15 protein-coding genes are annotated in these 12,830 nt (G+C 41.1%); 6 read left to right on the top strand and 9 right to left on the bottom strand.

The window, feature by feature from the left end; genetic code table 11:
* The first annotated feature begins 104 nt into the window (after positions 1-104).
* From L2737_RS13440 to L2737_RS13420, 5 genes are all read left to right on the top strand, one after another.
* The gene (locus L2737_RS13440) at positions 105-404 is read left to right on the top strand and encodes a hypothetical protein (RefSeq protein ID WP_248956025.1); all 300 of its coding nucleotides are present in this window, start codon (positions 105-107) and stop codon (positions 402-404) included.
* Between the two features lie 126 nt (positions 405-530).
* The gene (locus tag L2737_RS13435) at positions 531-920 is read left to right on the top strand and encodes an MAPEG family protein (RefSeq protein WP_248956024.1); all 390 of its coding nucleotides are present in this window, start codon (positions 531-533) and stop codon (positions 918-920) included.
* A complete protein-coding gene (locus L2737_RS13430) occupies positions 913-1,377 on the top strand; it encodes a hypothetical protein (RefSeq protein WP_248956023.1) in 465 nt (154 codons plus the stop codon). Before L2737_RS13435 ends, L2737_RS13430 begins: the two co-directional genes overlap by 8 nt.
* A 106-nt stretch (positions 1,378-1,483) precedes the next feature.
* Positions 1,484-1,831 (top strand): RidA family protein, encoded by a 348-nt coding sequence (locus tag L2737_RS13425; RefSeq protein WP_248956022.1) that lies wholly within the window; start codon positions 1,484-1,486, stop codon positions 1,829-1,831.
* A gap of 232 nt (positions 1,832-2,063) precedes the next feature.
* Entirely contained in the window at positions 2,064-2,987 is a 924-nt protein-coding gene (locus L2737_RS13420; RefSeq protein WP_248956021.1) for an aspartyl protease family protein, read from the top strand.
* 185 nt (positions 2,988-3,172) lie between these two features.
* Here the strand turns inward: L2737_RS13420 and L2737_RS13415 are convergent, their stop codons facing one another.
* The 4 genes from L2737_RS13415 to L2737_RS13400 form a co-directional block, all read right to left on the bottom strand.
* Entirely contained in the window at positions 3,173-3,979 is an 807-nt protein-coding gene (locus tag L2737_RS13415) for a substrate-binding periplasmic protein (protein ID WP_248956020.1), read from the bottom strand.
* Between the two features lie 379 nt (positions 3,980-4,358).
* Positions 4,359-5,168, bottom strand: coding sequence for an exodeoxyribonuclease III (gene xthA, locus L2737_RS13410; protein WP_102527152.1), 810 nt, complete (start codon positions 5,166-5,168; stop codon positions 4,359-4,361).
* Positions 5,168-5,467, bottom strand: a complete 300-nt coding sequence (locus L2737_RS13405) for a YciI family protein (protein WP_229372562.1) — start codon at positions 5,465-5,467, stop codon at positions 5,168-5,170. Before L2737_RS13405 ends, xthA begins: the two co-directional genes overlap by 1 nt.
* Positions 5,468-5,483: 16 nt before the next feature.
* On the bottom strand, positions 5,484-6,029 hold the full coding sequence (locus tag L2737_RS13400) for a septation protein A (RefSeq protein WP_102527150.1): 546 nt from the start codon (positions 6,027-6,029) through the stop codon (positions 5,484-5,486).
* A 235-nt stretch (positions 6,030-6,264) separates the two neighbouring features.
* Between L2737_RS13400 and L2737_RS13395 the strand changes: the two genes are divergently transcribed.
* Entirely contained in the window at positions 6,265-7,479 is a 1,215-nt protein-coding gene (locus L2737_RS13395) for an OmpP1/FadL family transporter (RefSeq protein ID WP_102527149.1), read from the top strand.
* A 145-nt stretch (positions 7,480-7,624) separates the two neighbouring features.
* On the opposite strand, the gene trpA is transcribed toward L2737_RS13395, so the two are convergent.
* The 5 genes from trpA to L2737_RS13370 all read right to left on the bottom strand — a co-directional run bounded on the left by trpA (position 7,625) and on the right by L2737_RS13370 (position 12,828).
* Positions 7,625-8,437, bottom strand: coding sequence for a tryptophan synthase subunit alpha (gene trpA, locus L2737_RS13390; RefSeq protein ID WP_248956019.1), 813 nt, complete (start codon positions 8,435-8,437; stop codon positions 7,625-7,627).
* A gap of 9 nt (positions 8,438-8,446) precedes the next feature.
* A complete protein-coding gene (trpB, locus tag L2737_RS13385; protein ID WP_102527147.1) occupies positions 8,447-9,652 on the bottom strand; it encodes a tryptophan synthase subunit beta in 1,206 nt (401 codons plus the stop codon).
* Positions 9,653-9,743: 91 nt separating this feature from the next.
* A complete protein-coding gene (gene trpCF / locus L2737_RS13380; RefSeq protein WP_248956018.1) occupies positions 9,744-11,186 on the bottom strand; it encodes a bifunctional indole-3-glycerol-phosphate synthase TrpC/phosphoribosylanthranilate isomerase TrpF in 1,443 nt (480 codons plus the stop codon).
* The gene (trpD, locus tag L2737_RS13375; protein WP_102527145.1) at positions 11,186-12,226 is read right to left on the bottom strand and encodes an anthranilate phosphoribosyltransferase; all 1,041 of its coding nucleotides are present in this window, start codon (positions 12,224-12,226) and stop codon (positions 11,186-11,188) included. The genes trpCF and trpD overlap by 1 nt, the downstream gene beginning before the upstream one ends.
* A complete protein-coding gene (locus tag L2737_RS13370; protein ID WP_248956031.1) occupies positions 12,226-12,828 on the bottom strand; it encodes an aminodeoxychorismate/anthranilate synthase component II in 603 nt (200 codons plus the stop codon). Before L2737_RS13370 ends, trpD begins: the two co-directional genes overlap by 1 nt.
* Between the last annotated feature and the right edge of the window lie 2 nt (positions 12,829-12,830).

Here is a 12,830-nt window from a genome sequence, read left to right as displayed (position 1 = left end):
TCATGCTGATCTCCGATTTAGTTTCTTTAACAAAACTATTATGGCTCTGGCTTTCAGCTAACCCACGATTAATTGGAGATCAGCATCTTTAGTGGGGAGTCATTATGTCTATATGCCTAGGGTACATTTTGAGTCAAATTCATGAAAAGTTGATGTTGAGTGGTAGTTGGATCTATGGTGGCATTACTGAAATGGAAGTTCATATTATAAAAAGCAACTTTAAGCCGGGATCGGGTGACTACGAAGATGACCCAGAAGTTCGAGAAGATCAATTTGGAGAGTTTTATGATATTCATATCGGTAAATACATTAAAGGTGAGGCACACCTTAGTGGAAGTTACACAAGTATCAATTCAGCAAAAGAGTATGCTTTAAAAGTTTGCCCATCATTGAATTGGGGTTAGGTGGGTTTATTATCCATACAAGTCGCTCAACAGGACAAATAACAGTTGGTTTTTGCTCCTGCGTCGCTTATTTTAACCAACTATTATTTGCCCATTAGCGGGGCGTTAGGCATACAAGGAGGTCTTGTGCCAATTACTATTTTTTACGCATCATTTCTTGCGTTATTTTACATCTATTTAAGCTTACGAATTATTGGTATTCGAAAAGAAGTCAGAGCATCAATTGGTGATGGCGGGAGTAATGAGTTAAATCGTGCAATCAGAGTACATGCTAATTTTTCGGAGTATGTTCCTTTAACTTTATTACTTTTATATTTTCTTGAAACGCACAATGCTAATGCAATTGTTGTTCACTTTCTTGCTGCACTTCTACTTATCGCAAGAGTTGTCCATGCTTATGGCGTAAGTCAAACTGAAGAGAACCTGAAGTTTAGAGTTTTTGGCATGTTTTCAACTATATGTGTGATTGCCGTGAGTTCAATATATTTAATGCTTCTAGGTGCTGGTATTGCCTAACAAGTCATTAAAGCAGGACAAAAAACAGTTGGCTTTTGCTCCTTCGTCGCTAATTTTAGCCAACTATTTTTCGCCTCTTAACGAGGCGTTATATTTTACTGGAGAATCCGTGGCGAAAATTAAACATATTATTTATCCCGCCATAATTATTCTATTGGCATTAATTATAAGATCATTTTTGTCTATACCATTTATTGAAATAAATGGTGAGTTCATGTCAACTAACGAAATAATTTCTCATAGTGAAACAAGTAATAAAGCTGTGACAGAATCGTTTTTGAATCAATCCGAAAATACTGGAGATCTAGCAAACATATTCAATGCTTATGAAGAAACTAAAGCTGGTGATATAGAAGTATTCAAAGAGGCGTTTGATGTAGTTGCAAGAATTGCTGACTTGATAATAATTATTACTGTATTCTTTGTTTTACCTATTTCATTTAGACGTAAAACCTAACAAGCCAATCCAGCAGTAAAAATAGTTGGTTTTTTCTCCTTCCCCGCTTATTTTAATCAACTATTTTTTACCTGTTAATTAGGCGTAATAAGTACAGGGTAATCAAGTGATTGAACGAAAACGCGGTATTTATAATGGACGTAATAAGTCGTCTGCATACAAAGATCTAGTATGGACAGTTGCTACTTCGTCAGATACATCATTAGATATAAAAGGACAAACCCAACTAACGCTAGATACAATTCAAGATAATCTTGTTGAGCTTGGTAGCGATAAAACTCGAATAGTATCTGCTCAAGTCTTTATTACAAATATGAACTCTAAGCAGGCGATGGACTCTGTATGGTGTGATTGGTTTGGTGATAATCCTCAAGATTGGCCGCAAAGAGCCTGCTTGGGTGTAGATCTTGAAGGTGATGTGTTAATTGAAATTACGGTTACCGCAGTCCGCTAAAGTACAGCTAGCAAGGCATATAAATAAACGCATTCAGGGATTGAGATTCTTTTACAGTGTAGATTATTTATTGGCGTTGTTTACGTGCCCAAATCACCAGGATAAAACATCATTCCATCGATCTTTAGAATAAGTAGCCCATAAGTGTTATCGTCAAAGCCCACCTGAGCGACATCTTAGGCAATGATAGATTCATGCTAGATTTATGATACTGAAAAGGACTTTTTAAGCTATGGGCTATTCTTCAATTACAAATATTTCTTCAGTAATAAAAATTCCTTTTGTAATAAAAATAAGCGCTATATTACTTAGTTTGTTTTTCTATACAGCCACAGTTTGGGCAACTCAAATACAACAAAACTTACCACTTGTTGAGTCAGAAGATGGTCAACTCCATTTGGATGTGATGATTCAGGCTTTGTCAGGTCGGATGATTATAGATACAGGCTCTTCAAGCTCTGTTTTAGACCGCAGGTATTTATCCAGTATTGATGATTATACTTCTTTGGATGTTGAAAAAGGCTATGGCTTTGGGTCTGAGCAAGCGATGATGGTCAGTGAGAAAATACAGCTATCAGGCTTTACCGTATCAGGATATGAACTCTCTCGCGTTAATTTAAATACTCATAATTTGTCGGGTATTAATCGAAAGTATTTAGGCTTGTTGGGTTTTGACCTGCTGCAATTAATCGCTAAAGGGCTGCAATTTTCTGAGCTACAAACTCAATTATTGGCCCAATATACCCTTGATGAAACCAAGAATAACCTCAGCTTATTTTCATCAGGCTTTGGCATACCTTACGTTGTGGTTAATATTAACGAGCAGGAAGTGGGACTCATTTTAGATACAGGCTCACAATATTCGATAATTAACCGTAAGAATGCTGTCGACTTATCTATTTCTTCTGAACTTATTCCTAATGCCTATGGCCAAGATATTAATGGCAAACAGATCCCCATTAGCATGAGTGACTCTATCGCGGTCTCTAATGGTAAGGCTTCATTATTTGAAAACCGCTTTATTGTTACCGACCTCGATTCGGTCATTGTTAACGATAGCTTTAATCACCAGGTCATCGGGATTATCGGGCTCAATCAATTAAAATCATTAAATACTAAAATAGGTTTTGAATCTAATACGGTGACTTTTCAATAGGCGGGGCTTGTTACAAAACATCGGTATTTGGGGGTGAGGGAGTATCATTTAGCCAAGTGTCATGTGGCCAAGTGCTATGCGGCTATGTAGCTATGTACTGCAACCCGTACTGTAAGCATTGCTACAACCTGTACTGTAACCATTGCTACAACCAGTGTTGTTGCGATTAGCCCTACATGGGCTAGTTACTTTGTTAACTCAGAAACACCGCTATAGCTGCGCTCAGCCTTAAGCAAGATATCTTGATATAAGTTGGTTTGTTTTAATTGCGAAATAGCCTCATTAACCAGAATAGCCGTTTCTGGATCGTGACAAGCAATATAGCGCGGGGCTTGGCCGAATAATTTGACCTTGGTGACTTCAACAGGTGATTTAATTTGGCTGTCAATTTGGCTGCGATAATAATCAAAAATTCGTTCTTCAAGAATAATAGCTTGAATACGTTCACGAAACAGCATTAACACTTGGTTTTTTTGATTAGCAACTTCAATATAATTGCTATGTGTTTTTGCTATTTCTAAAAATTCTTGGCCTAGATACTGACTCGCATTTTGAAAACCAACCAAGGAGACGTTTTTAAGATCTTGTACCGAATCGATGGCTAATTGGTTTTTACTCAGATAAAACACGCTATTTTGATAATCAATTAAGCTCTGGGTTAAAAATAGCCCTTCGCTATTAGCGGGGGAGTTGATTATACAATCGATTTTTTTGGTTTTAACCAATCGTAAAGCGCGCAGGTTAGAGGCAAAAGTGACTTGGCCTAATTTTACATGGTTTGTTGCTAACGCAGCTTGTAATAATTCGTATTGCAGCCCACGTTGCTCGTCAACAAAGAAGAAAGGTTTGATACTGCTGCTGGTGGTAAAATTGACTACTTTATCGTGGGAAGCTGAAACAGGCTTTTCGATGAGTAGAAAAATCAAGCAGATAGAGAAGCTGAATGGCATCAATTTACTTTTTGAATACTTGTAATATTTAATATGCTTCAACCTAGAAATCCTTTTAAAGTTGTCACTCAGCGTCCAGCTAATTGGATTACTCTTTCACACAAGGCAATATAAATAACGAATACAAAGTAAGGCAGAGTAACTGATATTTTAGTCTAGCCTACGGATAACCTAGCTTCTATACCTCTTTATTGGGAGCGAACCGTTTTTTGATTGTTCTAGAGAATATAAAGCGCAGTAGTGATTTTGAGAGATGCTTAAATTAAGCGCTTGAAATGTAATCCTTTAATTTTAATGACTGATTAGGGCTATTAACTTTATCGAAGCCAATAAAAAAGCTTAACGCATTCACGTTAAGCTTTTAAGTAATCATTTTGTGGCACTAATAAAGTTGCCAGCAAATTAAGCTAATCAGGACCAATTAGTCAGAAAAAGTGCTCCAAATTGGCGCATGATCAGATGGTTTTTCTATACCACGCAAATCGTAATCTACATCTGATTCAGTCAGACGTGGTAATAATGACTTAGTGACCATGACCACATCAATACGAAGACCACGGTTATCGACAAAGCCTTTACTGCGGTAATCAAACCACGAGTAACGTTCTGTACGCTCTGGGTGCAATTCGCGGAAGCTATCGACTAAGCCCCAGTCTTTTAAACGCTGCAACCATTCACGCTCTTCAGGTTGGAAGCTACATTTACCGGTTTTAAGCCAGCGCTTGGCATTGACTTCACCAATGCCAATATCTAAATCAACAGGCGAGATATTTATGTCACCAATAATGGCAATGTCTTCATCCGGTGTGTGGTTGTCAGCAAGGTGCTGCATTAAGTCTTGATAAAACTTACGCTTGGCAGGGTACTTAGTTTCATGAGTGATATTTTCACCTTGTGGGAAATAACCATTCATGACGGTAATGACACGGCCATTATCTTGCTTGAATTTACCCATGATCATCCGGCGCTGCGCATCTTCTGCATCATCTTTAAAACCTTTGATAATTTCAATTGGCTCAGCTTTTGACAGCATAGCCACACCGTAGTGAGCTTTACCACCATGATAATGCACGTGGTAACCCATAGCTTCAACGTCTGCTACTGGAAATGCTTCGTCGTGAACCTTGGTTTCTTGTAGGCCGATGACGTCAGGTTGATGGCTATCGATTAACGCTTGTAATTGATGCAAACGAGCGCGAATACCATTGATGTTAAATGAGACAATTTTCATTAGACAAGTACTCGCTTGAATGGCTTAACAATTACGTGAGCATATACGCCAGCTTCAATGTACGGGTCAACATCAGCCCATGCTTGCGCTGCAGCTAATGAATCAAACTCAGCAACAACTAAAGAGCCTGTAAAACCCGCTTCAGCTGGGTTTTCGCTATCAATCGCAGGATGTGGGCCTGCGACTAATAAACGGCCTTCAGCGGCAAGTGCTTCAAGTCGAGCAATATGTGCAGGACGGGCACTCATGCGCTTTTCTAAGCTGTTTTCAACATCTTGTGACGAAATCATGTACCACATAGATAGGTTCCTTGAATTATTTTATTTGTTCCGATTCATCATGTTCCATATGTTTATACAGGTACATAACGGTAATAACAGTATTGACTAAGGTAAGAGCTGTTAAGCCAAACACTTTAAAGTTCACCCAGGTTTCTAATGGCAAGCTAAAGGCAACATAAATGTTAGCAATACCACATGCAACAAAGAAAGTGACCCAGTACCAAGTGACATGAGCCCATATCTTGTCAGGGCATTTCATTTCTTTGCCCAACATGCTTTTAAGAATAGGTTTGTTGATTAACTGACTTACTAGTAATGCGATAGCAAAGAAGGCGTAAACGATGGTCACTTTCCATTTGATGAAGGCATCATCGTGGAAGACCAAAGTTAACGTACCGAAAAATGACACCATAGCAAAAGTGATCAAATGCATCTTTTCGACTTGCTTATATAAGATGTAAGTGACAATTAACTGCAATGCAGTGGCCGCAATAAGTGCGCCAGTGGCAGTGTAGATATCATAAAATTTGTAGATGGCAAAAAAGATTACCAAAGGGAGAAAATCAAGCAGTTGTTTCATTAGAAGCTATAGCCTAAAGGTGAGTTTAGCAGTCCATTTGCTAATAGGAATGATTGCGCCAAATTGTACCAGCAACGGTCAGTGATATGAAGGTGATCAGCTTGAGATAAGATGAACTATGCTTAATGGCGGCTCATATACCAACAGTCAATGCGACAAATAGAATAAACGATATTCTATATGGAATATTAGGTAATGGTATTATTCTTGTAAATTCTATTGTAGAGCAATATACATGACTCAAAACATTATAAAGCTGGCTCCACTAGCCCTTTTATTTTCATTACCTGTAAATGCGAGCGGTTTATTTTTACAAGAAGCTGTTTACGCAAACCAAGGCACTGCTGGTGCGGGTGATGGTGTTTATACTGAATCAGCTGCTGCGATGTGGGTCAATCCCGCCATTATGTCGTTTATGGGGGAGAATAAAACCACTGTAAATGGCCTAGCGTTTGATTTGGGAGTCGATTTTTATGATGTTGATGGCGTTTCTGGTGGTGGTAGCAATAACTATCTTGGTTCGGTAGCAGCCTTTCATGTTGTTCAATTAACGGATGATCTGCATTTTGGCGTAGGCCTTGGTACAGCAGGTGGTTCTGGCTTAGATTACAGTGCTAACTGGGCTGGGCAGTTACAATTAGAAGACATTAACCTTCTGACTCTGCAAGTCAATCCAGCCTTAAGTTATCGCATTAATGACCAATGGTCGGTAGGTGCGGGATTGCAAATAAACTACGCTGTGCTTGACGGTAGGATGGCTAATACTGAAATTGAAAGCGCCTCTGACTGGACCATGGGCTATAACGCTGGCGTTGTTTATCAACCTAGCGAACAGTTAATGGTAGGCCTTAGTTATCGCTCAAAACTTGAGCATGATTTTCAAGGTAACCTCAATTCAGATATCCGCCTAGATAACCTGCAGCTGACAGATTTTTCAATGGACAGTAGCTTAGTTGCCCTGGTTGATTTGAGTGCTAGCTATCAAGTCACACCGCAGTTAGCGTTATTGACCACCATTCAGTGGCATCAATGGAGTGATTGGGATAGCAGCCCAATTACATTTAATGGTTCATTGTTGGGACAAGATCACAGCTTTGATCTATCACAAGACCGAGATTGGGATGATGTTTGGCATTATGGCGTAGGTTTAGATTATGCGATTAATAAAGATTGGAATCTAAAACTCGGTTTCTCTTATGAAACATCACCGCAAGATGATCCTTATTTACAAACCCCTGATATCCCCGTGGGTGTGCAAAAGCGCTACTCTGTTGGTGTGAGTACTCATATTGGCGATAGTAAGTTAGATGTTTTTTATGAGTATGCTGATTTAGGAAATGTTGAAATTCGTCAAGATGGGCTTATACCGGGTGTTGACCCAACAGGTAATCTATTAAATGGCTACTTTGATTCAAGCATTCACTTTGTTGGTGTTGCAGTAACGTTTTAATACGTCAGCCACTGCAATGATATAAATTTTATCCATATAAACATTCATCTGGATTAGATTTAAATTAGTACTTAACAAAAATGCCGCTCATTTTAAATGAGCGGCATTGTTACTATTAAGCCTAATAAGATGATTTAAATGCGTATTATGCTTTTTGAGTCGCAGCTTTCATATTACGAGTAAACTCGCCTAATTCACTTAACAAAGCTTTTTCGTCGTCTTTGTTTCGCTCGATAATTTTCACCACCGCAGAACCAGAAATAGCACCTGCAGCACCAGCGTTAATGGCTTCGCTTACTTGCTTAGGCTCAGCAATACCGAAACCTAATAACGGCGGCGGGGCATTAAACTCAGCCAGTTTGGCAAGCACTTCACCAATTGGCGCACCTGCTTTTGATTCTGTGCCAGTTACACCCGCACGAGATAGCAAATAGGTATAACCTTGGCCATGTTCACTGACCATTTTGATGGTGTCAGTATCAGCATTTGGCGGCGCAATAAAAATCGGCGCAACCCCATGTTTATGAGCGGCTTCACTAAACGGAGCCGACTCTTCAACAGGCACATCAGCAATCAATACTGAATCAACGCCAGCTTGTTTGGCTTTTGCATAGAACTCATCAATACCATTAGCGAAAACCAAGTTAGCGTATAGCAATAAGCCAATGGGTGTATCAGGATATAACTCACGTACTTTAGTTAGTAGTGAGAAACAATCAGCCACAGTGGTGCCTGAATCTAATGCACGTAAATTCGCGCCTTGGATAACAGGTCCATCAGCAAGCGGGTCTGAAAATGGAAAGCCAAGTTCCAGGGCATCAGCGCCATTGTCCACTAAGGTTTTAATGATTTTTAACGAGATCCCAACGGTTGGGTCGCCAAGGGTCACGAACGGCACAAATGCGCCTTGTTGTTTTTGAGCCAATTGGTCAAAAGCTGCTTGATAACGATTAGTCATGATAAGTCCTTATTTCGCAGCTTCAGCAGAAGCTTTTTGTTCTAAAATGTCAGATACGGTGAAGATATCTTTATCGCCACGACCTGATAAGTTGACCACTAAAATGGTTTCTTTAGTCGCTTCTTTTGCTAATCGCACCGCGTAGGCAATAGCGTGCGCTGATTCTAGCGCTGGGATAATCCCTTCAGTGCGCGCTAACAGCTGGAAACACTCCAAAGCTTCATCATCGGTTGCAGACTCGTAACGTGCGCGGCCTGTGGCATTTAAGTGTGCATGTTGTGGTCCAACAGATGGAAAATCTAGGCCCGCAGATACAGAATATGACTCTTCAATTTGGCCGTCACTGTCTTGCATTAGTGGCGCTTTCATACCAAAGAAAATACCCGTTTTACCATGTTTAAGTGGTGCGCCGTGCATTGGCGTATCAATGCCTTTACCTGCAGGTTCAACGCCAATTAATTCAACGTCTTTTTCATCGATAAAGTCAGCGAACATGCCAATAGCATTTGAGCCACCACCAACACAGGCGATAACTGCATCAGGTAAACGACCTTCTTTTTCAAGAATTTGCTTTTTGGTTTCTTCACCAATCATGCGCTGGAATTCACGCACAATCGTTGGGAATGGATGCGGCCCCGCTGCAGTGCCAAGTAAATAATGCGCTTTGTCATAACTTGCAGACCAGTCACGCATGGCTTCGTTACAAGCATCTTTAAGGGTTGCTGAACCCGATGTCACAGGGATAACCTCTGCGCCCATTAGTTTCATTCTGAATACGTTTGGTGATTGACGTTCAACATCTTTTGCGCCCATGTAAACCTTACATTTAAGGTCTAATAATGCACAAGCTAATGCCGTTGCTACGCCGTGTTGACCTGCGCCTGTTTCTGCAATGATTTCTTTTTTACCCATACGTTTTGCTAATAGCGCCTGACCAAGTACCTGGTTAGTTTTGTGCGCGCCGCCATGGAGTAAATCTTCACGTTTAAGATAGATTTTAACCATAGGGTTAGGGCTTAAGTTACGGGTTAAGGTTAATGCGGTAGGGCGACCTGCATAGTTCTTTAGTAAATCGGTAAATTCTTTTTGAAAGGCTTCATCTTCTTGGGCTTCAACAAACGCAGTTTCTAATTGCTTTAATGCTGGCACAAGGATTTGTGGAACATACATGCCGCCATATTCGCCGAAATAAGGGTCAAGCTTAAGCTTTGTCATTGGATCTTTCCTTATCAATATTGTCTGAAATACCCATGTTGGCTATTTCTTAATTCTGTATAAAAGTCTGGTTTTAATAATGGGTAATGTACTAATTCTTTCTGATTGCAGTAAAAGCTTGAGCAACCTTTTGCGCATCTTTTATGCCGGGCTGTGACTCAACTCCTGAGTTAAGATCTAAGCCATAAAAACCTTGTTGGTTGGCATCAAATGCGTTTTCAGGTGTTAGCCCACCTGCAAGCATGCTGTTTTCTCGTTCTGCAGCTGTTATTGCAGAAGCATCGAGTAACGCTTGCCAGTTAAAGCTCTCACCTGTGCCGCCAAATCCGGTGCTATTTTTACTGTCAAATAAGTAACGATCGCAGCCCTGTGGTTTATCACCGACAGAGTTTGTGCCGTTATCAACGCTGACCGCTTTCCAAATTTGGCAATCAAGGTTAGCGTCAGTGAGTAATTGTGTTAACTCGCTAATATCTTCACTGGTTTCGCTGCCGTGCAATTGCACTACAGACAAACCGACCGCTTTTACGGTTGCAACAATGTCAGCATTGGACTTGTTGACGAATACGCCGACAAAGTTCAAAGCAAGGTTATTTTGTTTGCTTTTATTAACCAATTCAGCCGCTTGCTCAACACTCACGTTGCGTGGTGATTTTGGGTGGAAGATTAATCCACCAAATACAGCACCTGCTTCAGCGACAGCGTTAATATCTTCAATGCGGGTTAAGCCACACACTTTGTTATTGCCAAAAATCAGCTGACGACAAGCCAAGTCTATATCGTCTTGCGCCATGATAGAGCTTCCAACGAGGTAACCATCTACCAGAGGATTTAAACGCTTAACCTGCTGGTTATTATAAATGCCAGATTCACTGATAATCACTCGGTCAGTGGGTATTTGCGGCGCTAACGCTTCTGTGGTGGCTAAATCGGTACTTAAGTCACGTAAGTTGCGGTTGTTAATACCCACAATGCGCGCATTAAGATCAATCGCGCGTTCAAGTTCTTCTTGGTTACTGACTTCGGTTAGCGCATCTAAATTGTATTTAGCGGCTTCGGTAGCCAACAATTTATATTGGTCATCATCGAGTACTGAAAGCATTAACAATACGGCATCTGCGCCTTGGTGAGCGGCCAGTTTGATTTGGTATGGGTCAACAAAGAAGTCTTTACATAAGATTGGCTGACTAACACGTGCACGCACTAATGGAATGTAATCAATATCACCCTGAAAGAACTGCTCGTCGGTTAATACCGAGATACCCGATGCGTATTTACCGTAAATATCAGCAATCGCTTCAACATCAAATACTGGACGGATTAACCCTTTTGATGGACTGGCTTTTTTACATTCAAAAATGTAACCGGCATTGGGGGCTTTGAGGGCATCAAATAAACTGCGGTCAGATATTTTAGGTTGTAAGCTCGCTTCTGGGTAACGCAATTTAAGCGAGGCAATATGGGCCACTTTGGTATCAACAATTTTGGTTAATACGTTAGATTCTTTAGCTGTATTATTGGTGACAGTTGCCATTATTTTGCATCCTCTTGTTGGCTTGCATCAGCCAATTTAGTCAACACGTCAAAAGCTTTACCACTGTTGATGGTTTCAAGCGCAAGTTTGGTGCCTTGCTGCACTGTGTCACACACACCGCTAACATAAAGGGCGCAACCTGCGTTAATGGCAACCGCATCGCGATGGGCAGGTTTGCCTTCACCTTTTAAAATGGCTTGAGTAATAAGGGCGTTATCACTGGGTTCACCGCCTTCAAGGGCCGAAATGTCAGCAGGTTCTACCCCTAACTCTTGCGGAGTTAACTTATAAAAACGAATGTTACCGTCGTTAAGCTCCGCCACTTGAGTTTCACCGTGTAGGGCGACCTCATCAAGTCCGCTGCCGTAAACCACCATGGCGCGTTTAACACCTAATGCGTTTAACACATTAACGATAGGGGCAATCAGCTTTGGCGAATACACACCTAGTAGCATAGCTTCAGGTTTTGCTGGGTTAATCAGCGGGCCTAAGATATTAAAAATAGTGCGGGTTTTAAGTGCTTGTCTTACAGGTACTGCATGGCGAACGCCGGCATGATAATGCGGCGCGAATAAAAAGCATAATCCAAAGTCTTCAATGCACTGGCTAGCAGCTTCTGGGCTCATATCAAGAGCAATACCACAATGAGATAATACATCAGATGCGCCTGATTTACTGGATACGCCGCGGTTGCCATGTTTAGCCACTTTTGCGCCTGCAGCAGCGGCAACAAATGATGCAGTGGTTGAGATATTAATGGTGTTATGACCATCGCCGCCAGTACCGACAATATCAACCACACCAGTGGCTAAGGATTGTGGGCTGCGTGGAAAAGGCTTAGCAGCTTGACGAAGTGCATCCGCTGCACCTGTGATTTCCTCAATGGTTTCACCGCGCATTTTTAGTGCAACTAACATACCTGCCATCGCCACAGGATCCATTTCGCCTGCAACAATCGCGCTAAATAATGTGGCGCTTTGAGCTCGGGTGAGCGCATTACCTTGATAAAGAGAGTCTAATAGAGGTTGTAATTGAGACATTATAATGCGCCTTTATTTGATTCAGATTGAGTTAGGTAGGTCAGTGTTTGCGTTAATAGCGTGCTACCTAAAGTAGTTAAAATGGATTCTGGATGAAACTGGAATCCTACCGCTTTATCTTGCGGATGAATTACCGCCATTGGCATATCTTCAGTGGTAGCAATCACCTCTAAGCACTCAGGTACACGGGTAGCCACTAGGCTGTGATAACGGGCAACTGGAAGCGGAGAAGGTAAGTTAGCAAATACGCCTTCGCCATTATGAATCGTGGGGCTGGCTTTGCCGTGCACCACAAAAGGAGCGCGTTCGACTTTACCGCCGTAATACTCAACCATAGCTTGATGACCTAAACAAATACCTAGCATAGGTACTTTGCCTGCCACTTTGCTTATTAATTCCATCATGCAACCCGCTTCGTGGGGGGCTCCTGGGCCTGGTGATAATACTAATGCGGCTTGGCCTGATTCTTCGATAAGTTTTTCAGCTAAATATTCTGCGCTCACATCATTACGGTAGATGAGTACTTCAAAGCCTAAACTGCGGAATTGATCCACAAGGTTATAGGTGAATGAGTCAAAGTTATCTAATAAATACAGTTTCATGT

Source organism: Shewanella electrodiphila, assembly GCF_023283985.1.
GTDB classification, from domain to species: Bacteria; Pseudomonadota; Gammaproteobacteria; order Enterobacterales; family Shewanellaceae; genus Shewanella; species Shewanella electrodiphila.
Note: the sequence above shows the minus strand (reverse complement) of the source record. Positions and strands in the feature narration are given on the sequence as shown.